Below are 23,994 nucleotides of genomic sequence, written 5' to 3' on the forward strand. Positions count from 1 at the left end.
CGCATACGGTTCACCGGGGAGAGACGAATGATGTACTTATCTGATGAAATAAGAGGTTTGATTGAGTCCGGGGCAGTATTCTACTGTTCTCACTCTGGTGGAAAGGACTCACAGGCAATGTACGTCAGGCTGCGGGAAGTGATTCCAGCTAACCAACTGGTTGTAGTCCACGCCAATTTAGGAGAAGTTGAGTGGCCGGGGGTTATGGATCATATTCGGAAGTTTGTTATACATCCTATGGAAATTGTAAGAGCCAACAAGACGTTCCTGGGGATGGCTGAAGCACGGGGGATGTGGCCCAGCGCAAAATTCCGACAGTGCACAAGCGATCTGAAACGGGGGCCGATATTCAAATTTATCCGAAATGACTTGAAAGACCGTGGCGCTACGATTGCAGTTAATTGTATGGGGTTGAGAGCTGCGGAGTCGGCTTCTCGGGCAAAGCGCGAACCATTGCGCTACAACATCCAGGAGAGTGTGAACGGGCGGGTTGTCCGGCATGTTTGGGACTGGCTCCCGGTGTTCGATTTAACTACTGAGGATGTGTTTCGGGAGATCAAGGAAGCCGGAGAAGAACCATTTTGGGCATATGCTGACGGTAATGAGCGCCTAAGCTGTGTGTTCTGCATAATGGGAAGTATCAACGATTTAAGGCACGGGGCAATCTGCAACCCAGATTTATATCGGCGATATGTGGAGCTGGAGCGGAAGATAGGGCACACCATGTTCATGAAGGGGAAAGAGTCTATAAGCCTGGAAGATCATGTGGGCATCAAAATTGATTAGTGCGCGCTACGAAGGATAAAAAAAAACCGCCCGTAGGCGGTCAGAAGGTTTGCTGACAATCGTCTTCTATCCGAAGATAGGTCGCTTGACTATTAATGTGGCCGCCGCCACCAAGACGAGGGCATGTTCAACATTTTGATTAACATACCATCAACTCCTTCTAGATTAGAAGTTTACAGCATTTATAAATTATTTACAATGTTATATCTCTATCGAACTGCAATAAGGTGAGTCGGCGGAGCTTGCGGCGAAGGCATGGCGGCCGCGCTGGGTAGATAAGCCTTATAAATAGGAAAAACCCTTCCGGGGGAAGGGTAGTCCGATCCTACGGAAGGGTTACATCGAGACCGTATATCGCAGCAATGATCGAGATGATCGTTACCAGGACACGCGTTTCGATGATGAGCTTAAAGCTTTTGTACTCTAAGGTCATATTTCCACGCTCCTTTCCAAGAAATCCTATTCGGATTACCCTCTCACAAAGAGAGGATCCAATTAGGCGTGAGAGCGGTACTATTCATGTCTGTAGACATGTGTTCTCACTTTCACATCTGGATACCGCTTAAATAGCGGAAGTTCCATATGACGCACATGGCATGCCATGCGACGTCATATTCCTTGGAGCAACTAAATTTTACCACATAAATAATAACTTGATAATCTGGAACTGTTGTTCTCATTTGATCTATACAAAATTGAGGTGGCACCATGCAAGAGCTTGATATCAGCTTCGGCAAGAACCGGAGCGACACCAACTGGAAAACAGAATACTTGTCATGGGATGAATTCGTGGATCGGCTGCGCAAGGTGCGCCGGACGGCAGAGACGATGGCCGAATATGACCGCTGGGATAACATCCGGCGGGGGAAGGTAAAGGACGGCCCGGCATTTGTCGGCGGGCTTGTCCGGGGCGGCCGGCGCAAGAAGGAGAACATCGACAGCCGCTGGCTGATCACGCTGGACGTAGACAGCGGGGACGAGGACTTCCTGCTCGCCGTTGACCTGATGATCGGCGGCACGGCCTATGTGGTCTACTCCACGCACAGCCACAGGGACGCCCGGCCCAAGTACCGGCTGATCATCCCCGCAAACCGGGCCATGAGCCCGGATGAGTACGCCGCTGTCAGCCGCAAGCTGGCGGAGCTAATCGGGATGGATTACTTTGACAAGACCACTTTTGATGTCCACCGGCTCATGTATCTGCCGTCCTGTTCCAAGGACGCAGAGCCGGTGCTGGAGGTGCTGGAGGGCGATGCGCTGGACGTTGACGCCATCCTGGGTCATTACAAGGACTGGACGGACGTCATGCAGTGGCCCCGGCATCCGCACGCAGCCGATCCGATTCTTTCTAATAAGAAGCCGCAGGACCCCCGCGAGAAGACCGGCACCATTGGCCTGTTCTGCCGTTCGTTCACGCTGGAGGAAGGCATTGACCGCTTCCTTCAGGAGGAGTACAGCCCGGGCTCTATGGAGAACCGCTACACCTACAACAAGGGGACTTCTGGTAATGGGCTGGAGGTTTTCCCGGACCAGGAGCTGGCGTATTCTCACCAGGACAGCGACCCAGTGGCGGACGGCCGCAGCTATAACCTGTTCGACTTAGTGCGCATTCATAAGTTTGGCCATCTGGATGAGCGGGTGAGTGAGAAAACCAATATTTCCAAGCTGCCGAGTGTCGCGGCAATGGAGGCGTGGGCGATCCAGCTCCCGGAGGTCAAGCGGGAGCGGATGTCCGAGATATCAGATTCCTATGGTGATCTGGACGATGACAATGACCCGGAGGAAGACACGGCAGAGGATGATGCTTGGAAGGAGCAGCTTGAGCTGCATAGCAAGACAGGCGACCTGCTGGCCACGGCGGGCAATGTGGAGCTGCTGCTGTCACACGAGGAGTGGGGCGGTGTGCTGGGCTATGATGCGTTTGGGAACACGGAGGTCATTCGTAAGCCCTTACCGTGGCGGGGCCGTGAGCGCGCGCAAGCGGACTATGAGCCGTGGTTGGGTGCCGATGACAAGCGCCTTCAGCATTGGTTCGCCAAGGCGCACAAGCTGCGCGGGGCGGCTATGATTCAAAATGCCTTCACAGAGGTGGCCCATGCGCACAAGTTTCATCCGATTAAGGAATACATCGAGGCTCAGACCTGGGATGGGGTGCCGCGCTTGGATACGGTCTTTATTGATTATCTGGGTGCTGAGGATACTCACTATATCCGGCAGGTGACGCGCAAGGCGCTGCTGGCGGCCGTGGCCCGTCTGTATATGCCTGGTTGCAAGTTTGATGAAATGCTTGTGCTGGTGGGCCCGCAGGGGGCCGGCAAGAGCAGCCTACTGGCGAAGCTGGGGCGGAGGTGGTTCTCAGATTCGCTGCGGACATTTGAAAATAAAGAGGCGGGAGAACACCTTCAGAGCGGCTGGATCTTCGAGATCGGGGAGCTGAGCGCCATGAAGAAGTCTGAAGTCGATGAGGTGAAGGCGTTTCTTAGTAAGACAGAGGACCGGTATCGGGTGGCCTATGATCGGCAGGTATCGGAGTTTCCACGGAAGTGCGTCTTCTTCGGCACGACCAATACACGGGACTTCCTGCGGGATGCCACGGGGAACCGGAGATTTTGGCCTGTGGAAGTGTTTCCGGTAAAGGCTAAGTTTAGCCATTGGGAACACCTAACGGATTGGACGGTGGGGCAGATCTGGGCAGAGGCGTTACAGGCTTATAATGAAGGGGAAATTTTAGCTTTGGATAATGTGGCTAAAGCAGCCGCTGCGTTCATGCAGCAGGAGCATCTTGAAGTTGACCCACGGACAGGTAACATTCAGGAGTGGCTGGAGAAGCCAGTGGAGGATGAGCTAGGTCAGGTTACGTCCAATTACAGGACGCGAGTGTGTGCCTCTCAGATCTGGACGGAATGCCTGTTTAATAGAGCGGGGTCTATCCGTCCATGGGAAGCCAGAGAGATTGCGGATATCATGCGTAAAATGCCTGGCTGGGAAGAGCGCAAAGGTAAGGCTAGAATACCAGGTTACGGTGTTCAATTGGTTTTTGAGCGTTGCCTCCCCCCGTTGTAGATAGATGAAATTCGCAGCAACTTGACAGACATGCTGCAACAGAGCAAAGTTGCTGACGTTGCGAAGACGTTGCCAGAAAAAACAGTTTCACGGAAACACGCCAAGCGTAAGCCAGGCAAGGATTCAGGCCATATTGTTGCTGATGTTGCTGTGAAACTCTACTGTAACGGTTAAATGTAGATAGCATAGGAGTAGGTAAATTGTGTAAGTGAGCGCCCGTATGCTACACGTAATAGTGCACATACGCGTGTGCGTGCGCGACAACAACAAGGGGGTTGAGTGTATGAGAGAGTCAGCACTGGAGCGCCAACTGGTCCGAGAGGTGAAGCGGATCGGTGGCCTGGCTCCGAAGTGGGTAAGTCCCGGGAATCGTGGGGTGCCGGACCGCCTGGTCATCTTGCCGAATGGGTTGACAGTTTATGTCGAGATGAAGGCCCCAGGTAAGCAACTGGAATCACTTCAAGAACACTGGAAGCGGAAGCTGCTGAAATTGGGACAGCGGCATTACAAGATAGATTCGCTGGAGGATATCACGAGCTTCATTCGGGAGGTGATGCCGAATTGAAGTACATCCCCCACACGTATCAGGATTATGCGACACTGAGAATCTTAGACACTAACTTTATCGCGCTGCTTCTGGAAATGGGCCTAGGCAAGACAGTGAGTACCTTAACGGCGATTGACCGGTTGCTGTATGACCTGTTCGATGCTTCCCGGGTTCTGGTGATTGCGCCGCTTCGGGTGGCACAGGACACCTGGGCGCGCGAGACGGCCAAGTGGGACCACTTGCAGCATTTGAGTATCAGTAAGGTGCTGGGCAGTGCAGATGCCCGCAGGAAGGCGCTTAAGACTGACGCGGACCTGTGGATCATTAACCGCGAAAATGTGGAGTGGCTGGTTAGTGAGTACGGCAGCAAGTGGCCGTTTGACACCGTGGTCATTGATGAGTTAAGCAGCTTTAAAAATCACCAGTCCAAGCGCTTCAAGGCGCTGCGGCGAGTGCGGCCGATGATCAAGCGGTTGATTGGCCTGACCGGTACCCCAGCCCCCAATAGTCTGATGGATCTGTGGGCACCTGTATACCTATTGGACCAAGGGGAGCGGCTAGGCAAGACGATTACCGGGTATCGGGACCGGTATTTCAACGCTGGAAGCCGCAGCGGTCATGTGGTTCATGACTGGCGGGTGAAGAAAGAGGCCGAGGAGAATATATACAAGGCGATTGGAGATATCGCAGTCAGTATGAAGGCCGAGGACTGGTTGGAACTGCCAGAGCGGATTGACCGTACAATCTCCATTCCGTTATCCCCGAAAGCCAGGGAGCAGTACAAGAAGCTGGAGCGGGAGCTTCTGCTGCCCTTCATGGATTCGGATGTGGTAGCTACAACTGCGGCAGTGCTGTCTGGCAAGCTTCTGCAAATGGCTTCAGGGGCTGTGTATGACGAGGATAAGGGCGTGAAACATATTCACGATGCCAAACTGGACGCGCTTGAGGACATCTTCGAGGCGGCCAACGGAAAGCCGGTCATGGTGTTTTATAACTTCAAGCACAGCCTGAGCCGGATTCAAGAGCGCTTCCCGCAGGCTCAGATCCTTCGCAAGGGTGCCGCAGGTAATGAGGATATCGCGGCCTGGAACAATGACGAGATCCCGCTGCTATTGCTTCACCCAAAGTCAGCGGGCCACGGCCTGAACCTCCAGGAGTCGAGCTGCCGGACGGTTGTCTGGTTTGATCAGATATGGAGCCTGGAGGAGGACCAGCAAGCCAACGCCCGGGTTCACCGGCAGGGCGTTAAGCATAACATCGTGGTCATTCGCCTGGTGGCTGAGGATACGATAGACGGCGAAGCCGTAGAAGCGCTGGAGCGTAAGGCCGCAGGCCAAAACGCCTTAATGGCTGCGGTCAAAGCGCGAATAGATAAATTAGCGAAGGAGGAAGCGGCATGAGTATTATCAAGGCGACATGGATCGAAACCCTGATTGGCCAGTATGCTGCGGAGACGCATGTGTTGGAGAGATACCGGGATACCCTGGACCTCTCCGTCCCTGCGGCAGCAGAGGAGGCGGAAACAGTCTCCGGGATGTTGGCAGACATGCGGTATGCGTTAACCTGGATGCGGCGCGGCAGACGTCCAGGGAGCCGCAGAGGGGCCGAGCGAACGGACGTATACCGGCAGAGGGAAATCTATATCAAACTATCAGCACGGGAGATCACAGAGGCCGAGCGGCTGAGGCTGGTAGATGCGTTGCTTAGTCTGAGCGACCGGGAGCGGACCTGCTTCCTGTTACACATGGCGCAGGGCTTGACGCTTCAGGAGATTTCAGATAAGCTTGAATTGTCTAAAAACACCGTACGTATGTACGTAGATCGGGCAAAACATAAGGTTTCTAAGGAATATTTGTAAATTTTGTCGCACGTACTGTCGCACAACATGTCGCACAACCTACAGTGCTATGAGTCTGTCTATAAGTAAGAGCCCCCATTGCGGAGGGCTCTTTTTCTTTCAATTGTACTGAATACAATACTGTGAGAATTTTAATCCAAATGATGTGATATTAACATTTTGAACTGAATGTTCTTTTTTATCGCCTGACCACATGAAGTTTATTCGTGGAAGCTCCAAAAAGCCGAAATTCCGTAGTTTATTTACAGCTCCAACGAGTGCGTAAACATCATTTGCCGTGTTGGGTATTTTATCCAAAATAACGGGGGAATTATTTTGTGATAAGTAGGACATTACCTCAAAATCCAACAAGTTCATTTCACTTAGTGTGTACAGGAAGTGCTTCTGTTCTTCAAAGTTTTGTTGGTCTGTTTGAGTTAGTGTAGAGAGCAAATATTTTTTGAAGTGCCTGAGCTTATTTTCAGATATTTCACGTTCAACTTTTTCATTCAGTTCCTCAATCAGAAAAATCAACTCTTCTTGATTGAAATTACTAATATCAGGAAATTCAATTTTAAGTTGATTAACTGTTTCCGCTAATTCTTTATAGAACGATTCGAGTCGCTTAAATCGTTTCTCTTCCCTTGCACCAAAGTATAACGTGGCAAGGGAGCCTCCAATATAAGGGATGAGCTGTAAACAAGATTCGGCAACTAAGCTAGTCCATTCTTTCCCATTCAATCTTTCAGTGTTTTCCATTATCTAAGATACCTCCACAACAATATTAATAGGTATAACGGTTATATTTGTAAATAGGTTCCATTTATTTTGAGCAAAAGGAGGCATCCCTATGGCAAAAGGTAAATATCACGATTGGCTCACGCCTGAAGGGCTGCTGAAGCTTGAGGGCTGGGCACGCGATGGGCTGATAGACGAACAGATAGCCTTAAATATGGGCGTGAAGCGTCAAACGCTGTATGACTGGAAGAATAAGTTTCCTGACATTTCAGACGCCTTAAAAAAGGGCAAGGAGGTTGTGGACCGTGCTGTCGAGAATGCGCTACTGAAGCGGGCACTAGGTTATCAATATGATGAGGTGACCAAGGAAGCTGTGAAGCAGCAGGATGATGAGACCGGCGAATGGGTCACGGTCATAGCGGAGACCAAGCGAGTCACAAAGGAAGTCCAGGGGGACACCACGGCTCAGATCTTCTGGCTGAAGAATCGCCGGCCGGATAAGTGGCGGGACAAGCAGGAAGTGCAGCACAGCGGTAGCGTAGATGTAAACAACCCGTATGCCGATCTGACGACAGACGAGCTGAGGAAGCTGATCGACAGTGGATAAGGCGGCAATCATCCGAGGTGCCCGCATGGAGCTGGCCCGGCGCGAGTTCTTCAGCTTCTGCCAGGTCATGGCGCCGGACTTCTACCGCGCAGAACGGCAGTATCTGGTGGAGCTGTGCGGAGAGATGCAGGATTTCTATCAATCAGACGATGATATCCTGATCGTCAACGAGCCGCCCCGACACGGTAAGAGCCGCACCGCTTCTATGCTGGCACAATGGGTGTTTGGTCAGAACCCGCACGAGAAGGTCATGACCGGTTCCTATAACGAGACACTATCCACAACATTCTCGAAAGCCGTACGTAACGGCATAAGCACCGTAAAGGCGGATCCGAACGTGATCGTATACAGCGACATCTTCCCGCAGGTCCGAATTCAGCGCGGGGACGGGGCTATGAACCTCTGGAGCCTGGAAGGCGGCTATAACAGCTATCTGGCTACGTCTCCTACGGGCACGGCTACCGGCTTCGGGGCCACGCTGCTGATCATCGACGACTTGATCAAGAATGCCGAGGAGGCCAGCAACGAGAACGTGCTGGAGAAGCACTGGGAGTGGTTCACCAATACGATGCTGTCCCGCTTAGAGGAAGGCGGGAAGATTATCATCATCATGACCCGCTGGGCCACGGGAGACCTAGCAGGGCGGGCGCTGGAGCATTTCAAGGCCGAGAAGAAGCGCGTTCGTCACCTGACTATGAAGGCCCTGCAGGATGATGACACGATGCTCTGTCCGGATGTGCTGTCCCGGGAGAGTTACGACATGAAGGTGCGGGCCATGGGCGCTGATATCGCCAGCGCCAATTATCAGCAGATTCCGATCAACATTCAGGGCAGACTGTACAAATCGTTCAAAACGTACACCGATACCCCAGGAGATGAACAAGGGCGTCCATTGTTTGAGAAAATCATATCCTATACGGACACTGCTGACCAAGGCAGTGATTTTTTATGTTCAATTGTTGCGGGCGTTTACAGGGGCGAGGGATATGTACTGGATGTGCTGTATACCAAAGACGGGATGGAGACCACGGAACCAGCTGCGGCGGATATGTTTGTTCGGAATGCAGTGAACCTGGCCGAGATCGAATCCAACAGCGGAGGGCGCGGCTATGCACGTAATGTCGAGCGATTAATCTGGGAGAAACATAAGACCCGCTCCGTGGTCGTCAAATGGTTTCATCAGAGTAAGAACAAAATTGCGCGAATTCTATCAAACAGTAATTTTGTGATGGAACACATTTATTATCCAGTCAACTGGCGTGATCGCTGGCCGGAGTATTACGGAGCTATGACGAGTTACCAAAAAGAAGGTAAAAATAAAAACGATGATGCCCCAGACGCAACCACTGGATTAGCTGAGATGATAGACAAAAAGACTGGCGTGTCGTTCAAGAAATAACAGGGAAGGAGGTAAAACGATGGAGACCTTACAGGAGATTCTGGAGAACCTGGACGCTAACGCGCCCATGACGCTCGAGGAAATCATTCAGGCTGAAGTCAGTGACTGGGAGCGCTCCGAGGAACGGAAGTGGATGATTACTGGTAAGCGATACTACCGGATCAAAAATGATATCCTGGAGCAGCGCCGGAAGACCATTGATGGCGATGGCCGGCTGGTGACTGCAGACAATTTGGCCGATAACCGGATCCCTCATGGTTTTTTGCGCAAGCTGGTAGATCAGAAAGCAGGATACTTACTCTCCAAGCCGTTTCTGCCGAAGACGGAGCAGACGGCTTATCAGGATGAGCTGGAATCGTTCTTTGGTGACGGCTTCAAGCGGCTTTTCAAGAATGTGGGCAAGGATGCCGTTAACTGCGGCAAAGCTTGGCTGCATCCGTATTATACTGAGACCGGCAAGCTGGCCTTTATGCGGCTGAATCCGGAAGAGTGCTTGCCGATCTGGAAGGATGCCGCACATACTGAACTGTCCGCTTTTATTCGGACCTATGAGATTGAGGGGTATGTGGCCAAACGGAAGCAGACAGTGAAGCGCGTAGAGTGGTGGGACGTGGACGGCGTCCGGATTTTTGAGGAAGACACCGGCAAGCTCAGGCTGCTGGAGAAGCGGAATCACCTTGCTGTCGTCCAGGGTAACGCTGAAAATCCGCTGAACTGGGAGCGTATCCCGTTTGTCTGCTTCAAGTACAATTCCGAGGAGCAGCCGCTAATTGAGCTGATCAAAAGGCAAGTCGATGACTATGACAAGCAGAAGTCGGCCAACAGTAACAACCTGGAGGACCTGCCGAATAGTATTTACGTAGTCAAGAACTACAGCGGTCAGGGTGGCGGGGAGTTTCGCGAGAATATTGCCCGTTTCCGGGTGGCCTTTGTAGACGGTGACGGCGGAGTGGATACCATCAGCCTGGATCTGGATACGGAAGCTTATAAGAACCACATGGAAATGACCCGCAAGGATATATTCGAGTTTGGGCGTGGGGTCGATACCCAGTCCGACAAGTTTGCCAGTGCCCCCTCTGGCGTGGCTCTCCGCTCCTTGTATCAGGATTTGGATCTGGACTGCAACGACTTGGAAAGTGAGCTGCAGGCCGGGCTGCAGCAGCTGCTTTGGTTTATTGACACTCATCTGGCCGCTGCAACCGGTAAGGATTATTCTGAGGAGCCGGTGACCTTTATCTTTAACCGGGATGTTTTGATTAATGAGTCCGAGGCGATTACCGATGCCAGTAACAGCACCGGTGTCATATCCAGGGAGACAATCGTGGCTAACCATCCATGGGTAACGGATACCAAGGAGGAGCTGCGACGGATTGAAGCGGAGGAGCAGGCAACTCTGGACAAGATGGACGATTACGGGCTGTCTGCTAAACCGGGAGGTGAGGGCAATGCTAAGCCAGCAGCCCCAGATTAAGGTTGATGACGAATGAAGTCAGCCGCTTATTGGTCCGGCCGGATGGAGCAGCTCAACGAATCCCTAATCAATAAGGGGGTTCCCTTTACGAAGTCCATGCAGAAGGAATACCGGAAAGCCCAAATCGCTATTCAGACAGATGTGAACAACTTTTACCAGCGCTTCGCGGACAATAACGGCCTGGTCAGCTTGTCCGAAGCAAAGCGGGTCTTGAAGGCTGGGGAACTGAAGGAATTCAGGTGGACTGTCGATGACTATATCGCCCGCGGCAAGGAGAACGCCATCGACCAGCGCTGGATGAAGGAACTGGAGAATGCCAGCATCCGTGTGCGTGTGACTCGGCTGGAGAGCATTCAGCTGCAGATGAAGCAGCATGTTGAGGAGCTGTCAGCGAAACGCCTGGCCGGCACCACGGAGCTACTGGGCAACGTCTACAAGGATGGATACTATCACACGATATTTGAGCTGGAAAAGGGGGCAGGCATTGGTGCTTCCTTCGCCAAAATCGATAAAAGGGAGTTGGAAGCCATCCTATCCGCTCCCTGGGCAGCAGACGGCAGCAACTTCAGCAGCCGGATTTGGACGGATCGGGTTCGGCTGAACGGCGAGCTGCGCAACATCTTCACACAAGGGCTGATCAGTGGGAAGACCTCCAAGCAGATGATATTGCAACTGCAGGATAGGCTGGGCGTATCGTACCGGGTTGCGGAGCGGCTCATCCTGACGGAGTCAGCTTTTTTTGCTGGACAGTCTCGCTTGGCGGGGTATAAGGAGCTGGGAGTCGAGGAATATAGATTCACGGCCACTCTGGATAAACGGACATCAGAAAAATGCCGGGATATGGACGGAAAAGTATTCGCTGTAACGGATGCTATCGTATATGTTAACTACCCACCGCTACATGCCTATTGCCGTTCCACGACCATCCCGCACTATGAGGACAACATCAAGGAGCGGGCGGCCCGGGACGATGACGGCAAGACCTATAAGGTGCCGGAGGATATCACCTATCCAGAGTGGGAAAAGAAGTATGCTCCTGAAGCAGCAGAACCGGTTTTGGCAGAAGCGCCGGCCCGGAAGCAGCCGGAAACACCGCTGACCACAATTGAGATTCCCGGGTCTGCTGATAAAGGTGTGGGCATTCCGCAGCAACAGTCCCTTTCACTACCAACGATGGATGAGTTTGAGGCATCCGTAGAGGAGCCGCGTCGTGGCTTGGTCAACCGGAGGTACAATCCCCGGGCCAGTTATTTTGCTGACTTGCCGAATATCCCAGATGACGTGCTGGACAAGGTAGCTGATGTAAACCGGGAGGTTGCCCGAAGCGGGTACAAGGAGAGTAAAGAAATTCTTGTTGCGCTGGATATGAACAGCGGTGACGAGCTGATTCGGCTATCCGGTTCGGTTAACAAAGTAGCCTTTACTCAGGAAATGCATCAGAAGCTGATAGCAGCACCGCCGCGGTCTGTCATCTTAACGCATAACCATCCCCGGGGCACGAGGGTAAATGTAAAGGACTCTCTGAACCTGGGAGATTACTTATCCATTCAGGCTGTTGTGGCTGCAGGTCATAATGGCGGAGTCAGTTTCGTTTATGCTGCGGAATCGGCCGCTGATGGTGTGGCGCTTCGCAGTGTACTACCGGGCATCTTCAAAGAGGTCAATGCCTTGTTACAAAAGGATAAAAAGTATGCTACAATGTCAAAAACAGCACAAGCAGAGTACTTTGATTACCAGGTACTGCTAAGACTCGTAAAAGAAATGGGGTGGGGGTATGAGGAAGACTTCACAGCAACAAAGACTGATCCACGAATATGATGATGTACCGCTAAGTCCGGATTTCAGCAAGAAAGGCGACGAATTTATTGATCATTTGATGAAACAGATCCCGCCACTGCCCGATCACCTGAAAGAAAAAATAAAAGATCAATCGTAAAAGCACTCTCCAATATGCGAGGGTGCTTTTTATGTTGGGCCGCGGATGAGACTACCGCGGCCTATTTGCTCATGGGCCGGAGCATAACGGACCACTCCCGAGCTGGAGAGCAGCTATAAAAATCAATGGAGGCGAATTATAGATGGATTGGTTAAAAGAGCTTTTGAAGAAGTTGGGCATTGCGGATACCGAGGTCGAAAAAATTGATGCTGAGGTGCGTAAGACACTGCCGCTACACTTTGTACCGAAAAGTCAGTATAACGATGTGTCCGAAGCTAAGAAACAGGCTGAGAAAGACCGTGACAAGGTAGCTGGCCAACTGGAGGACCTGAAGAAGTCTGCAGGAGACAATGAGACGCTAAAGGCGGAGATCACCAAGCTGCAGGATGAAAACAAGACGGCCAAAACGGATTATGAAGCCAAGGTGAAGGATTTGCAGCTGACCACGGCTCTCAAGCTTGCGCTGGCCGGTGAGGCACATGATCCGGATATCGTTGCCGGGCTCCTGGATAAATCGAAAATTGAGTTGGACGACAGTGGCGCTGTGAAGGGCGGGCTGGAAGACCAGGTGAAGGCCCTGCGCGAGAGCAAGGGCTTTTTGTTTGCCGAGAAACAGGAGGCCAAGGGGCCGACCTTCAAAGGCTTCAAGTCGCCCGATGGTAAGGACCAATCGAAAGGTGAAGGCGGGGCCAGTGTCGCCGCAGACTTCGCCAAGGCGGCCAACGATTCCGGGAAAGCGCCGGCTGCCGCTAATAACCCATGGGCTTAAATCAGAGAGGAGATTAACAAATGCCATATATCAAAGATTACGGGAAGGCCGAAAACATCAACTTTTTGGCCAGCTCCAAGTACGTCAGCTACACCTATCAGATTAGTGATGAGGATGTAACTGCCAATGAGCAGGGCCGGAAAATTGTTAAGGCGGGCACACCTTATCCAGCAAATGATGCTACAGCCATCGGTATTGTATTTACCGACACAGATGTAACACAAGGCCCGCAGCCAGGTGCCGTGCTGGTGGATGCCTGGATTTTGGAAGCTCGTTTGCCGGTGGCTTTGGCTGCAGCTGCCAAGACGTCCCTGGCGGCTAAGTCGGATATCAAATTTAAACAAAACGTGTAAGCGCGGAAGGAGATTATAAATCATGCCAAGTGTATTGGATCTTTTTAGCCAGCCCGAAATTCTGAACTATCTGGGCAACCGTCAGTACCCGGCTTTGCTGGGTGAAACCCTGTTCCCTGAGGTCAAGCGGGATTCGTTGGAATTCGACCAGATCAAAGGGGCGGGTATGGTTCCCGTCATTGCCAGTGTTCATGCTTTTGATACCGAAGCGGAGATTGATAGCCGTGAAGGTTCAAAGCAAGCGATGGAGCTGGCGCTGATTAAGCGGAAACGTCAAATGAAGGAGAAGGACATTATCGCTTTGGAGAACCCGCGGACCCCTGCAGAACAGCAGTACCTGATGAAGCAGGTATACAACGATGTGGACGCTCTGACGGCAGGTGTTCGTGCCCGAGTGGAGCTTATGCGAATGGAGGCGGCCTCAAATGGTACGGTGACGCTGAATGAGAATGGGCTGAACCTGACTCTGGATTACAAGGTTCCGGCTAATCACAAACAAGTCCTCTCCGGATCTGATTTGTGGTCTGATCCCGACAGTGATCCAATCACGCAATTGATGGACTGGTACGCTTCCATGGGAACGAAACCAAAGCGCGCTTTGACTTCTGCCGCTGCCCTGGCTGGGTTGCTGCGGAATCCGAAAGTAATTGGAGCGCTGTTCGGCAATAATTCCGCGCGGGTAGCTACGCGCACCGATCTGAACGCCTTCATGACCCAGCTTGAGCTTCCTACCATTGCGACATATGAAGAGGTCTACCGCAAACAGAAGGCCGACGGTACCTATGAGCAGCTGCGCTACTTCCCGCAGAACAAATTCGTGATGCTGCCGGCCGACCCGCTGGGTGAAACGATTTATGGTCCGACAGCGGAGGAAATCCGTCTGGCCCGTAACCCGCAGATCGACACATCCAAGGTCGGTAATGTGCTGGCTATGGTATATGAGGAAGGCAAGGATCCGGTTAGCACCTGGACTAAGGCAGTAGCTACCGCGCTCCCGTCGTTTCCAGCAGCTGATGAAGTGTTCCAGGCTACTGTACTGTAATTAACGGGCGGTCCGCCGCCCTCAAGGAGGAATTAGCGTGAAAGTGGAAGTCAAGGAAATACCGATTCGGCATAATGGCCAGCTGTACCAACAGGGGGAGTCCTTCAGCGTGTCAGAGAAGGAGTTTGCCCGGTTGGAGCAGTATGTCACTTTCCTGGAAGATGAAGCGCCTGCAGCGATACTGGTAACTGAGATGAAGCTGCCGGAGCTGAAAGTCTATGCCAAAGAACACGGCATCGACCTGGGCGAAGCGACCAAACGGGAGGATGTGCTGGCCGTAATCCTGAAAGCGGGTGAGGCCGATGGAGGAGCATCTTAAATATCTGCCGAAGCTCAAGGTGCTGCTGGGCATCCCGCTTGAGAGCGTGACGAAGGATTTCCAGCTGATCTTCGCTCTGGAGTCCATCGTCCAGGCGATCAAGACCTTTTGCAATATTACTTCTATCCCGCGTGAGCTGGACACGGTGGTGCTGCAGATCGCGGAGGACTTCTACCGGGCCAAGTATGCGACAGAGTTCGAGCAGACCGCGCCGACCGTCACCAGTATTAAGCGCGGAGATGTGACAACAACGTTCGGCGGGAGCAAAGCAGTAGTTACCGTCGGCTCTGGTGCAGCTTTTGTACGAAACTATGAGGCGCAGCTGATCGCATTCCGTAGGATGAGGTGGTAATATGCCGAGCTTCGGTAATATCCCTGCAGAGCGGGCCGCGCTGGAAAGTACCTATGAGGGACTGGCGACCGTCATGGAGCAGCGGGATGTCAAAGACCCGGTAACCGGTAAGACGCGGCAGCAGCCGGTTGTTGTGCTGGCTGACGAGCCCTGTGCGCTGTCTCAATCGTCTCTGCTCGCGGCGACACAGACCGTAGCAGCCAATCAGATTAGTTATGACGCTAAGCTATTTATTTCTCCGGATGTGCTTATACAACCCGGTAGCCGGATTACGGTGACGCAGAACGGGATGGTCTTCCAAGGCGAGCAGGCAGGGCAGCCGTTCCGCTACGCTACCCATCAGGAGATTAAGCTGCGGGAAGTGAAGAACGCATGAGTGGGCTGGGCAGCTTTGACTTTTCCGATTTTAAGAAGCTGCAGAAGAATCTCCAGCGGATGCGGATGGACTTCCCCACCTTTGTCGAGGATTGCATCCGGGAGCTGGCTGGCCGGCTGCTGGCCAAGACAATCGCCCGGACACCCGTCTTAACAGGAGAACTGCGGAAAGGCTGGCAGATTGGCGAAGTGGTCCGGCTGCCGGACGGTGGGGTGCATGTAGAAATCACGAATAACGTGGAGTATGCGCTATATGTGGAATTCGGTCATGTTACCCGCCTCCGCACCGGCTGGGTGAACGGTAAGTTCATGCTGACGCTATCTGTGCAGGAGCTCGAGCGGGAGCTGCCGGCGATCATGGAGCGGAAGCTGAAAAAATACATGGAAGGACACATGGGGCGATGAGCATGCAGGATATTAAGAACGCACTCATTAAGAAGCTGTCGTTAATTTTACCGGAGCTACCGGTCTATGACGAAGCGGTCGAGCAGGGCATGCAGCAGCCGTGCTTTTTTGTGCTGCTCATGGAAGGTAACCAAGCCCGCGGAATTAACCGGCGACGCCAGCGGTTTAACTCCTTCGATGTCCATTACTTCCCGGATCGAGATGCAGCACCACGGGAAGCCTGTGAGTTGATGGCTGAGCGGCTATATGCGGAAATCGAGTATCTAACTGGCAGTGAGGGGGGATACCGCGGCACCGGCATGCGGCATGAAATCGTGGATGGGATTCTGCATTTCTTCGTCCAGTACAATTACCATCTGTTCCGGGAGCGGGATCCGGAAGTGAAAATGCAGACAATGACACAAGGAGGCGGTTTGAAGTGAAAGAACAAAATCAAAAAGGTGCAACCAGCACTGAAAGTATGCCCGCTGCCACGGCCTCTGAGGCTGCATATACGAAGCGGCAATTTTTAGAGTCAGCCAAGTACTCCTACCAAGATAAGGACGTGCTGGCGGCGCTGCTGGAACAGGAGAAACTATACACCGTGGCCGAGGCGCAGCAAGTGATTGATGATTTTAAGAATAAGGAGGCTGAATAGGTTATGGCTGGAGGCACATGGACTTTACAGAATAAAGTCAGACCTGGTGTATACATCAATGTTGAATCGTCAGGCGGTACGCTTGGTGCTGCGGGCAGCCGGGGAGTAGCCGGTATTGCGTTGTCACTGCCCTGGGGCGCAGCAAAGGTCATCACGCCGATTGTTGCTGGCGAGGATACGTTGACCCGCCTGGGCTATGACCTTACCGCACCTGAGCTGCTGCTGGTACGAGAGACGCTGAAGCGAGCCCGGACAGTGCTGCTGTACAAACTCAATGAGGGTACCAAAGCAGCGGTAACCGCCGGCGTATTGACGGCGACAGCCAAGTATGGCGGCCTGCGCGGCAATGCCCTGAGGGTGGTTGTGCAGACGAACCTGGATGACAATACAAAGTTTGATGTCAAGACGCTCCTGGACGGATCCGTTGTTGATACGCAGGTGGTCTCCAATATTGCCGGTCTGGTCGCTAATGACTGGATCGTGTGGAGCGGTACCGGAGCCTTGACGGCTTCAGCTGGTGCGCCTCTGGTTGGCGGGGCTAACGGTGCCGTGACTAATGCGGATCACACTGCGTTTTTGGCTGCGCTCGAGCTATACGACTTCCAGACGGTGGCCCTGCCGTCCACGGACAACGCCCTGAAGGCCGTCTACGCGGCATTTATCCGCCGCCTACGGGATGCAGAGGGCAAGAAGGTACAGGCTGTGCTGGAGAATTACCCGACGGCGGACAACGAAGGCGTGCTTAGTGTCCGCAATGGTGTGGTACTCTCGGATGGCACGACACTGACAGCAGCGCAGGCAACGGCTTGGGTGGCTGGAGCAACTGCCGGTGCTGAGATGAATGAGTCACTGACTTATGCAGCCTATGACGATGCTGTGGATGTGGCTCCGCGTTACACGAATAGCCAGATCGAGGCGGCACTGAGTGCGGGAGAGTTTATCTTTACACCATCAGGTGGACGTGCAGTGGTGGAGCAGGACATTAATACTTTCCTGAGCTACACGCCGGCCAAGAATAAATCCTTCCATAAAAATCGGGTGATCCGGGTGTTGGACGGTATTGCGAATGACCTGAAGCGGATATTTGAGGCTTCCTACATCGGTAAGGTCAGCAATAACGTGGATGGCCGGGCGCTGTTCCGGAAGGAAATTGTCGTTTACCTGGATGCTTTGCAGGGCATCGACGCCATACAGAATTTTGATGCTCAGACGGACATCACTGTTCTGCCGGGCACTGATTCTGATGCCATCTATGTTGAAGCTAATATTCAACCGGTGGATTCCATCGAAAAAGTTTATATGAAAGTGCAGGTGAAATAGGATGGCATTTTTAAAAGCTGGAGATACCATCAGCGGCCAAGAGGGCCGGGCTTACGCTACGATTAATGGCCAATTTGAGGAAATGTTTTATGTGAAGGCAATTGAGGCTACCGCGGAAAAGAATAAAGCGGAAGTGCGCACACTGGGCCGGCGCGGTGTGCAGCATAAAGCAACGGGATGGACAGGTACCGGGACGATGACTATTTTTTATGTGACGACACGCTTCCGGCAGCTCATGCTGGATTACATCAAAACAGGCCGGGATACGTTCTTTGATATCACGGTAACCAATGAGGATCCAACATCGACAATCGGAACACAGACCGTTACACTGCTGGGCGTCAACCTTGACAGTGTGGTCATGGTGTCTTTGGATACCGATTCTGAGAACCTTGAGGAGGATGTGGAGTTTACCTTTGAGGATGTCGATATTGGTCAAGCTTTCACTACTCCGACGCTCGGTTAAAATAAAATTTAGGAGGAACATTGAAAATGAGCGAATTCTCAGCATTTTTTGCACAGGCTGCAGCGGTAGCTGCAACAGAGGAGTTTGTCGTATCCAAGCGGTTCAAGGATAAGGATGGCAAGCCAATTCCGTGGAAGCTCGTAAGCATTACAGAGGAAGAGAACCAGGAGTTGCGGAAAGCAGCCACTAAAAAGGTAAAGGGCCGTAACGGCGTGTACACACCTGAATTTGATACAAATGATTACCTGGCCAAGATGGTAGGAGCCTCCGTAGTGTACCCGAATCTAAAGGATGTAGAGCTGCAGAAGTCCTATGGCGTAAGAGGTGCAGAGGCCCTTCTGCGGAAGATGCTGCTGCCGGGCGAGTTCACGGCACTGATGGAGCGTGTGCAGGCGCTGAATGGTTACGATCAGGATCTGAATGAATTGGTGGACGAAGTAAAAAACTAATCGAGGAGGGCGATCCGGAGGCGAACCTGGCTTACTACGCCCTCCACGAGCTGCATATTTTGCCGCATGAGCTGATGGAGATGACTCCCCGGGAGCGGGCGGGTATCTATGCTATGATATCCGTTCGGATCGATAAGGAAAAGAAGGATGCGGCCAAAGCTCGTAAAAAGTAATAGACCCCTCAAGCTACCATTTGGTATATTGTTTGTAAATATTACCTTTGGAGGGTGACATGAAAAAGTTTTGGAGCGGGTTGTTAATCATCTGTCTGCTGCTGGTTTTCTCGGGATGTTCGTCTAACGAAGCGGATAATCTCACGATGGATAAATTTATTGAGGCCTTTAACAACTCTGGAGAAGATGTTAATCATGATGTTGACTCAGGGGTAGAAAAAGGAATTAATAGAGAGAAAAAGCCCAAATATGAAATGATTGATGCAAAAGATGGGATAATATTTAACATAGGTACTAACACTGTTAAATTATACGAATATGAAACAAATGCAAAGGCTAAAAAGGCTATTGAAAAATATAATTCAATTATGCAAGACTGGCCGGTTAAAGGCAAAATTGTTCTAGAAACCAATAACGCAAAAGCCAAAGAAATATTTAATAGCGTAGAGTAATTAAACAGCATCCCATACTGGGGTGCTTTTTTCATGCACTCAGAAAGGAGGAGGCTATGCCATCCATTGAAGCCAGCATCAAACTGTATGAGGATTTTACGCAGCGCTTGGCGGCAGTAGATAATGCAATGAATAGAACCATTGCAATTATGGAGCGGCTTCGTGCGCAGATGCAAATGGCCGTTCGCCTGCAGATCGAAGTGGGAAATGCCGTGGCGGAGCTTCAGCGAGTCAAGGAGCTGCTGGCAGCACTAGGTCCAGGCAATGCCATACAATTGTCCGTGAACTCGGAACAGGTCTTGCAGCAGCTCCGCACGGTGCGGCAGCAAATAGGAGCTGAATATGGCGCATCAGTGCTGGAGGTACGGCTGGCCACATCTGACTTCGCCGCTCAGCTGGCTACGATTCAATCTTCTTTGCCTGCCCTGCAGTTATCTATCAGACTTGATACGGCAGAAGCAATTCGATCAGTTGCTAATACGCGTGATGAGATTCAGCGCGGCATAGGTGTGATTGTAGCTGTGATGAGAGTCGATATTCCGGACCTGCCAGCTCAACTGGCAGCAATTCGGGCAGCAGTGCCGCCTATCTCCATTACAGCGGCGTTAAACGCTGGAGAGGCTCTGCGGGCTGCTTCCTTATTGGGAGTGCAGCTACAAACCCGGATAGGGACCATAACTGCAGAAGTAAGAATAGAGCTGCCTGAGTCTGCAGCGGTTAGGTCACAGCTGCATTCCCTCATTCATGGTCTTGGTAGTAACCGAGCTGCTGCTATCCGTGTCAGCGTAACCTTGGACACTGCACGTGCGCTGCATCAGGCCACACTGCTGCGTTCTCAGATTGAGGCGCGGATAGGCACCATTACTGCAAGGCTTAACTTGACGCTACCGGCTACACTGGATTCCTTACTACGCACCTTGATTACTACGGTTGATCGATTACGTCTGCTTGTAAACCGGATGCTGGGTAGCCGAGGCGGTGGAAGTGGAGGTGGCGCTGGTAGCGGAGGGCGGAATGGGAGCGGGGGTCTTGGCGGCGGTATTGGCCTCGGTGGGCTTGTTGGTGGTTACCTTTCTATGTCCGGCATTAAGGCATTGGGAGAGGCGACGATAGGCGGGGCGATGGAGCAGCAGAAGATGATTGATATGTTTATTGCCCGAACGGGTGATGCGGAGATTGGTACTGCGATGTTTGAGAAGTTTAAGGACGATGCTCTGAAAGCCGGGCAGGACGTCAATAAGTCTCTGCAAAGCACACTGTCATTTTTCTCTGCCACTCAAAATACGGATCAGCTCACTGCTCTGAATCGTCAGGTTAAGCAATTGAATGCTTTTGACAGTGCGGGGAATGGGATCGAGGGCGCAGCTTTCGCGCTTAAGGAAGCGATGAGCGGGGATATTGTCTCTCTGGCTGAGCGCTTTAACATGTCAAAAACAGATATCAGAGCTTTCAAAATTGATGAACTGGGTAAGACAGGCGACATCGACGGCTTTATCAAGGCATTCGACAAGCTGCTGGAGAAACAAAAGATGGGTCAAGCGGCCTTTGAACAAATGATGGAAAGTCCAGCCAAGCAGATGGAGACATTAGGGAATAACGCCCGGTCTATGTTAGCGGAAGCAGGCGCAGCAGCTGTCCAGTCCTTAATGCCTCTCATTACAGAGCTTAATGCCGCATTCCAAGCAGGGAAATTTGATCCGTTCTTCGCCTCCTTAAGCGCAGGACTGGATTGGGTTGTCCGAGGAGGAATGATCCTACTGGACACCGTTACAGCTGTATACAACTTTTTTAACGATAATTGGAAAAATATCGAACCTATCGTTTATGGGCTGGTGGCTGCCTTTGCCGTTTGGGAAGCTGGAACACTGGCGGTTGCGGCGGCACAAGGTATCGCGGCAATCGCAACAGGCACAGGTACCGCCGCTATTTTCCTGCAGACGCTTGCTACGAGCGGGCTATCGGCAGCCTGGGCAACCTTAAATACAGTAATGAAAGCCAACATTTTTATATTTATAGCTTCTGCGATTCTTGCTCTGATCGTTTATCTGTATCAGCTGTGGCAGACCAATGATCAGTTCGCTGCGGCCATGTTGCGCGCCTGGAATGTCATTTTGGGTTTCTTTGATAAAATTCCTCTATTTTTCATGCGGGTTGGCTACGGTATTGCAGACGCATTCGGTTATGCAAAGGTGGCTTCTCTTAAGATTCTGGAGGATTTGGCCAATGGAGCAATAGACAGAATTAATGGTCTAATAAAAAAGCTTAAGGATATTCCCGGTGTGACCTTAGACACAATCGGTTATGTCGAATTCGCAGCCAGCGAAGCTGTCAGAGAAGAAGCTGCCCGGCAGTCCAGGGATGCAAAACTTGCAGCAAAGGAATCGGCTCTTTCAGCCAAAGCAGGGGAACGGGAAGCAGATGTGCAGAAGTTCCTCAAAGACCGTGAGGACAAGCGAGCTGCTGCGGAGAAGAAGTCAAAGGATGAGGAGGCTGCCGCCAAAGCAGGAGCCGGCAGCGCCTATAATTTCGATGACTGGAACAAGCGAGCGGACGCTGCCCGGACACCTTATGCGGCTGATGATACGCTGAAGAAGGTTGATAAAGTAGGGAAGATTGAAAAGCCGATCGACATCAGCAAGGAAGACATGAGAATCATGCGGGATGTGGCCGAGATGAAAAACATCCAGAATTTTGTCACGCTGACCCCCACCGTTCAAGTGAAGACGGGGCCGGTAAACAGTGAGGCCCATGTCGATTCCATTGTCAAAAAAATTGGAATAGTGCTTGCTGAAGAAGTCGCCAGCTCGGCCAAGGGGGTGTACTCCTAATGTCAGATGGCTATAGCATTGAACTGAGCTTTAATAATCGGGCCATATGGTTTGAGCTGCCCGTTCTTCCGGAAGAGATTGAAATTTCCGGTGAAGGGGACGGGGAGACATATTCCATCACAGACTTGGGCCAGATCAATGTGATTAAAGCACCGGGGCTCAAGACGATTCACTTCGAGAGTTTCTTTCCGGCCATCCCGCCAGGCGGCACCGTTCCCAAATATGTCTCATCCGCTAACTGGGGGGAGCCGGCTGATTATATACAGCTCATTGAGGATTGGATGAGCAAGAGGAAGCCGATTCGGTTTATCTTTACCAGCCTGGGCCTCAAGATCAATCTGGCCGTGAGTATTGAGATATTCAATTATAAAGAGGTAGCCGGCGCTCCCGGTGATTTTGAATATGAGCTGGAGCTGAAGGAATATGTGTTTTACGCTGCCAAGAAGGTGACGCTGAAGACAACCCCGACAGCAGCCGGCACGACCAAGACAACGACGCAGAAGGAGCCAGCTAAACGTCCAGATGAACGGGCCAAGCCGAAGACGGTAACCGTGAAATCAGGCGATACACTAATGAAGATTGCCAAGCGCGAACTGGGCGACGGCAGCCGGTGGAAAGAGATCCAAAAACTGAACGGCCTCACGGATGCGCAGCTGAAGACGCTCAAAATCGGCACGGTCCTGAAGCTCCCGGGGTGATCGAATGGAACTGCTGATTGACAATAAGGACGGCAACATATGGGATGTCTCGGAGATTGTATCCGATCTTACCTGGAGTACGTACCGGATCGGCAAGCCGGCTTCCTTAGAATTTACAATCATAGACCGCGGGATCTACCAGGACAAGGGGTTTAAGATAAACGACGGGGATGTGGTCCGGTATACCGATGAGGGGCAAAAAATCTTCTACGGCTACATTTTTAAAATAAATGATGGTAAGACAGAAGAAATTGAGATTCTGGCCTATGATCAGATCCGTTATCTCATAAATTCAGGATCATATGTCTTTACGAAGCAGACGGCGACCCAGGTAATCCAGAAAATCGCTAAGGATATGCAGCTCCAAACAGGAACCTTGGAGAACAGTGGGTATATCATCCCTGCTCAGATCCGGGACAACAAAACCTACATTGATATGATCTGCATGGCCCTGGATGAAACACTGATCAACTACGGGACCAATTTTGTATTTTACGACAACTTCGGCAGCCTGAGCCTGCGGAACATCACCGGGATGCGTTTCCCGCTGGTCATTGGCGATGACAGCCTAATGACGGATTACGCTTATACCCGCAGCATTGATGATGAGACCTATAATCAGATTGTGCTGTACAAGGATAATAAGGAAACGGGCAAGCGGGAGACTTATGTAACCAAAGACAGTAACTCAATTAAAAAGTGGGGACTGCTGCAGCTCTATGAGAGCGTGGATGAAAACCTGAACCAGGCTCAGATTAATGAGCAGCTGACGCAATTGCTGTTTCTACGGAATCGCGAATCCCGGTCACTCTCCGTTGAAGCTCTGGGCGATTACCGGCTGCGCGCCGGCTATTATATCAATTTGTATATAAAGAAAATGGGTATTAATAAATTCTTCCTGGTCGATAGTTGTGTCCACAAGAAGTCGGATAGAGTGCATACTATGGAGCTGGAGCTGAGGCTGGTGTAAAT

At 51.8% G+C, this 23,994-nt stretch carries 26 protein-coding genes; 25 read left to right on the plus strand and 1 reads right to left on the minus strand.

The features are described 5' to 3' along the window. The first annotated feature begins 27 nt into the window (after positions 1 to 27). The 5 genes from R70723_RS06345 (at position 28) to R70723_RS06365 (ending at position 6,254) form a co-directional block, all read left to right on the plus strand. Complete coding sequence (locus R70723_RS06345) at positions 28 to 786, plus strand: phosphoadenosine phosphosulfate reductase domain-containing protein (RefSeq protein ID WP_039870666.1); 759 nt, start codon at positions 28 to 30, stop codon at positions 784 to 786. A 708-nt stretch (positions 787 to 1,494) separates the two neighbouring features. Continuing rightward, positions 1,495 to 3,849 (plus strand): virulence-associated E family protein, encoded by a 2,355-nt coding sequence (locus tag R70723_RS06350; protein WP_039870670.1) that lies wholly within the window; start codon positions 1,495 to 1,497, stop codon positions 3,847 to 3,849. A 283-nt stretch (positions 3,850 to 4,132) separates the two neighbouring features. Next, positions 4,133 to 4,414 carry a VRR-NUC domain-containing protein gene (locus R70723_RS06355; protein WP_039870672.1) on the plus strand — a complete coding sequence of 94 codons (282 nt, stop codon included), beginning with the start codon at positions 4,133 to 4,135 and terminating at the stop codon, positions 4,412 to 4,414. Beyond that, positions 4,411 to 5,796 carry a DEAD/DEAH box helicase gene (locus tag R70723_RS06360; protein ID WP_039870674.1) on the plus strand — a complete coding sequence of 462 codons (1,386 nt, stop codon included), beginning with the start codon at positions 4,411 to 4,413 and terminating at the stop codon, positions 5,794 to 5,796. Before R70723_RS06355 ends, R70723_RS06360 begins: the two co-directional genes overlap by 4 nt. Beyond that, positions 5,793 to 6,254 (plus strand): sigma-70 family RNA polymerase sigma factor, encoded by a 462-nt coding sequence (locus R70723_RS06365; protein WP_039870676.1) that lies wholly within the window; start codon positions 5,793 to 5,795, stop codon positions 6,252 to 6,254. The genes R70723_RS06360 and R70723_RS06365 overlap by 4 nt, the downstream gene beginning before the upstream one ends. Positions 6,255 to 6,353: 99 nt before the next feature. On the opposite strand, the gene R70723_RS06370 is transcribed toward R70723_RS06365, so the two are convergent. Beyond that, the gene (locus R70723_RS06370) at positions 6,354 to 6,992 is read right to left on the minus strand and encodes a hypothetical protein (protein WP_039870678.1); all 639 of its coding nucleotides are present in this window, start codon (positions 6,990 to 6,992) and stop codon (positions 6,354 to 6,356) included. A gap of 91 nt (positions 6,993 to 7,083) precedes the next feature. Here R70723_RS06370 and R70723_RS06375 point away from each other — a divergent pair, with 91 nt between their 5' ends. The 20 genes from R70723_RS06375 to R70723_RS06470 all read left to right on the plus strand — a co-directional run bounded on the left by R70723_RS06375 (position 7,084) and on the right by R70723_RS06470 (position 23,992). Beyond that, positions 7,084 to 7,578, plus strand: coding sequence for a hypothetical protein (locus tag R70723_RS06375; protein WP_039870679.1), 495 nt, complete (start codon positions 7,084 to 7,086; stop codon positions 7,576 to 7,578). Further along, positions 7,571 to 8,977 (plus strand): phage terminase large subunit, encoded by a 1,407-nt coding sequence (terL, locus tag R70723_RS06380; RefSeq protein ID WP_039870681.1) that lies wholly within the window; start codon positions 7,571 to 7,573, stop codon positions 8,975 to 8,977. Before R70723_RS06375 ends, terL begins: the two co-directional genes overlap by 8 nt. A gap of 19 nt (positions 8,978 to 8,996) precedes the next feature. Continuing rightward, on the plus strand, positions 8,997 to 10,448 hold the full coding sequence (locus tag R70723_RS06385) for a phage portal protein (protein WP_047171046.1): 1,452 nt from the start codon (positions 8,997 to 8,999) through the stop codon (positions 10,446 to 10,448). Positions 10,449 to 10,460: 12 nt separating this feature from the next. Continuing rightward, complete coding sequence (locus R70723_RS31910; protein ID WP_052421197.1) at positions 10,461 to 12,266, plus strand: minor capsid protein; 1,806 nt, start codon at positions 10,461 to 10,463, stop codon at positions 12,264 to 12,266. 260 nt (positions 12,267 to 12,526) lie between these two features. Further along, positions 12,527 to 13,153 carry a phage scaffolding protein gene (locus tag R70723_RS06395; RefSeq protein ID WP_039870684.1) on the plus strand — a complete coding sequence of 209 codons (627 nt, stop codon included), beginning with the start codon at positions 12,527 to 12,529 and terminating at the stop codon, positions 13,151 to 13,153. A 20-nt stretch (positions 13,154 to 13,173) separates the two neighbouring features. Beyond that, positions 13,174 to 13,506 carry a hypothetical protein gene (locus R70723_RS06400; RefSeq protein WP_047171047.1) on the plus strand — a complete coding sequence of 111 codons (333 nt, stop codon included), beginning with the start codon at positions 13,174 to 13,176 and terminating at the stop codon, positions 13,504 to 13,506. Positions 13,507 to 13,528: 22 nt separating this feature from the next. Next, positions 13,529 to 14,548: a major capsid protein gene (locus R70723_RS06405; RefSeq protein ID WP_039870685.1), complete on the plus strand. Its 1,020-nt coding sequence runs from the start codon at positions 13,529 to 13,531 to the stop codon at positions 14,546 to 14,548. 37 nt (positions 14,549 to 14,585) lie between these two features. Beyond that, positions 14,586 to 14,867, plus strand: a complete 282-nt coding sequence (locus R70723_RS06410; RefSeq protein WP_039870686.1) for a DUF7210 family protein — start codon at positions 14,586 to 14,588, stop codon at positions 14,865 to 14,867. Next, positions 14,851 to 15,219: a head-tail connector protein gene (locus tag R70723_RS06415; RefSeq protein ID WP_039870687.1), complete on the plus strand. Its 369-nt coding sequence runs from the start codon at positions 14,851 to 14,853 to the stop codon at positions 15,217 to 15,219. Before R70723_RS06410 ends, R70723_RS06415 begins: the two co-directional genes overlap by 17 nt. Before the next feature lies 1 nt (position 15,220). Continuing rightward, entirely contained in the window at positions 15,221 to 15,595 is a 375-nt protein-coding gene (locus R70723_RS06420) for a hypothetical protein (RefSeq protein WP_039870688.1), read from the plus strand. Then, the gene (locus tag R70723_RS06425; RefSeq protein ID WP_039870691.1) at positions 15,592 to 15,999 is read left to right on the plus strand and encodes an HK97 gp10 family phage protein; all 408 of its coding nucleotides are present in this window, start codon (positions 15,592 to 15,594) and stop codon (positions 15,997 to 15,999) included. The genes R70723_RS06420 and R70723_RS06425 overlap by 4 nt, the downstream gene beginning before the upstream one ends. Positions 16,000 to 16,001: 2 nt before the next feature. After that, positions 16,002 to 16,421, plus strand: coding sequence for a phage tail terminator family protein (locus tag R70723_RS06430; protein WP_052421198.1), 420 nt, complete (start codon positions 16,002 to 16,004; stop codon positions 16,419 to 16,421). Beyond that, positions 16,418 to 16,636, plus strand: a complete 219-nt coding sequence (locus tag R70723_RS06435) for a hypothetical protein (RefSeq protein ID WP_039870694.1) — start codon at positions 16,418 to 16,420, stop codon at positions 16,634 to 16,636. The genes R70723_RS06430 and R70723_RS06435 overlap by 4 nt, the downstream gene beginning before the upstream one ends. 3 nt (positions 16,637 to 16,639) lie before the next feature. Further along, complete coding sequence (locus tag R70723_RS06440) at positions 16,640 to 17,956, plus strand: phage tail sheath family protein (protein WP_039870696.1); 1,317 nt, start codon at positions 16,640 to 16,642, stop codon at positions 17,954 to 17,956. A gap of 1 nt (position 17,957) precedes the next feature. Beyond that, positions 17,958 to 18,422 carry a phage tail tube protein gene (locus R70723_RS06445; protein WP_039870698.1) on the plus strand — a complete coding sequence of 155 codons (465 nt, stop codon included), beginning with the start codon at positions 17,958 to 17,960 and terminating at the stop codon, positions 18,420 to 18,422. Between the two features lie 26 nt (positions 18,423 to 18,448). Continuing rightward, the gene (locus tag R70723_RS06450; protein ID WP_039870700.1) at positions 18,449 to 18,871 is read left to right on the plus strand and encodes a phage tail assembly chaperone; all 423 of its coding nucleotides are present in this window, start codon (positions 18,449 to 18,451) and stop codon (positions 18,869 to 18,871) included. A gap of 232 nt (positions 18,872 to 19,103) precedes the next feature. Next, positions 19,104 to 19,496 carry a hypothetical protein gene (locus R70723_RS06455; RefSeq protein WP_039870702.1) on the plus strand — a complete coding sequence of 131 codons (393 nt, stop codon included), beginning with the start codon at positions 19,104 to 19,106 and terminating at the stop codon, positions 19,494 to 19,496. 56 nt (positions 19,497 to 19,552) lie between these two features. Continuing rightward, positions 19,553 to 22,324, plus strand: a complete 2,772-nt coding sequence (locus R70723_RS31915) for a DUF4200 domain-containing protein (protein WP_052421199.1) — start codon at positions 19,553 to 19,555, stop codon at positions 22,322 to 22,324. Then, positions 22,324 to 23,022 carry a LysM peptidoglycan-binding domain-containing protein gene (locus R70723_RS06465; RefSeq protein WP_039870704.1) on the plus strand — a complete coding sequence of 233 codons (699 nt, stop codon included), beginning with the start codon at positions 22,324 to 22,326 and terminating at the stop codon, positions 23,020 to 23,022. Before R70723_RS31915 ends, R70723_RS06465 begins: the two co-directional genes overlap by 1 nt. A gap of 4 nt (positions 23,023 to 23,026) precedes the next feature. Further along, on the plus strand, positions 23,027 to 23,992 hold the full coding sequence (locus R70723_RS06470; protein ID WP_039870706.1) for an XkdQ/YqbQ family protein: 966 nt from the start codon (positions 23,027 to 23,029) through the stop codon (positions 23,990 to 23,992). Positions 23,993 to 23,994 lie beyond the last annotated feature (2 nt).

Origin of the sequence: Paenibacillus sp. FSL R7-0273, from assembly GCF_000758625.1 — a bacterium.
In the GTDB taxonomy this organism is placed as follows: Bacteria; Bacillota; Bacilli; order Paenibacillales; family Paenibacillaceae; genus Paenibacillus_AQ.

Bases quoted from the DNA above. Each gene is read 5' to 3' on its own strand.
- R70723_RS06345 (WP_039870666.1), top strand. From the start codon at position 28: ATGATGTACTTATCTGATGAAATAAGAGGTTTGATTGAGTCCGGGGCA.
- R70723_RS06350 (WP_039870670.1), top strand. From the start codon at position 1,495: ATGCAAGAGCTTGATATCAGCTTCGGCAAGAACCGGAGCGACACCAAC.
- R70723_RS06355 (WP_039870672.1), top strand. From the start codon at position 4,133: ATGAGAGAGTCAGCACTGGAGCGCCAACTGGTCCGAGAGGTGAAGCGG.
- R70723_RS06365 (WP_039870676.1), top strand. From the start codon at position 5,793: ATGAGTATTATCAAGGCGACATGGATCGAAACCCTGATTGGCCAGTAT.
- R70723_RS06370 (WP_039870678.1), bottom strand. From the start codon at position 6,992: ATGGAAAACACTGAAAGATTGAATGGGAAAGAATGGACTAGCTTAGTT.
- R70723_RS06375 (WP_039870679.1), top strand. From the start codon at position 7,084: ATGGCAAAAGGTAAATATCACGATTGGCTCACGCCTGAAGGGCTGCTG.
- R70723_RS06385 (WP_047171046.1), top strand. From the start codon at position 8,997: ATGGAGACCTTACAGGAGATTCTGGAGAACCTGGACGCTAACGCGCCC.
- R70723_RS31910 (WP_052421197.1), top strand. From the start codon at position 10,461: ATGAAGTCAGCCGCTTATTGGTCCGGCCGGATGGAGCAGCTCAACGAA.
- R70723_RS06395 (WP_039870684.1), top strand. From the start codon at position 12,527: ATGGATTGGTTAAAAGAGCTTTTGAAGAAGTTGGGCATTGCGGATACC.
- R70723_RS06400 (WP_047171047.1), top strand. From the start codon at position 13,174: ATGCCATATATCAAAGATTACGGGAAGGCCGAAAACATCAACTTTTTG.
- R70723_RS06405 (WP_039870685.1), top strand. From the start codon at position 13,529: ATGCCAAGTGTATTGGATCTTTTTAGCCAGCCCGAAATTCTGAACTAT.
- R70723_RS06415 (WP_039870687.1), top strand. From the start codon at position 14,851: ATGGAGGAGCATCTTAAATATCTGCCGAAGCTCAAGGTGCTGCTGGGC.
- R70723_RS06420 (WP_039870688.1), top strand. From the start codon at position 15,221: ATGCCGAGCTTCGGTAATATCCCTGCAGAGCGGGCCGCGCTGGAAAGT.
- R70723_RS06425 (WP_039870691.1), top strand. From the start codon at position 15,592: ATGAGTGGGCTGGGCAGCTTTGACTTTTCCGATTTTAAGAAGCTGCAG.
- R70723_RS06430 (WP_052421198.1), top strand. From the start codon at position 16,002: ATGCAGGATATTAAGAACGCACTCATTAAGAAGCTGTCGTTAATTTTA.
- R70723_RS06440 (WP_039870696.1), top strand. From the start codon at position 16,640: ATGGCTGGAGGCACATGGACTTTACAGAATAAAGTCAGACCTGGTGTA.
- R70723_RS06445 (WP_039870698.1), top strand. From the start codon at position 17,958: ATGGCATTTTTAAAAGCTGGAGATACCATCAGCGGCCAAGAGGGCCGG.
- R70723_RS06450 (WP_039870700.1), top strand. From the start codon at position 18,449: ATGAGCGAATTCTCAGCATTTTTTGCACAGGCTGCAGCGGTAGCTGCA.
- R70723_RS06455 (WP_039870702.1), top strand. From the start codon at position 19,104: ATGAAAAAGTTTTGGAGCGGGTTGTTAATCATCTGTCTGCTGCTGGTT.
- R70723_RS31915 (WP_052421199.1), top strand. From the start codon at position 19,553: ATGCCATCCATTGAAGCCAGCATCAAACTGTATGAGGATTTTACGCAG.
- R70723_RS06465 (WP_039870704.1), top strand. From the start codon at position 22,324: ATGTCAGATGGCTATAGCATTGAACTGAGCTTTAATAATCGGGCCATA.
- R70723_RS06470 (WP_039870706.1), top strand. From the start codon at position 23,027: ATGGAACTGCTGATTGACAATAAGGACGGCAACATATGGGATGTCTCG.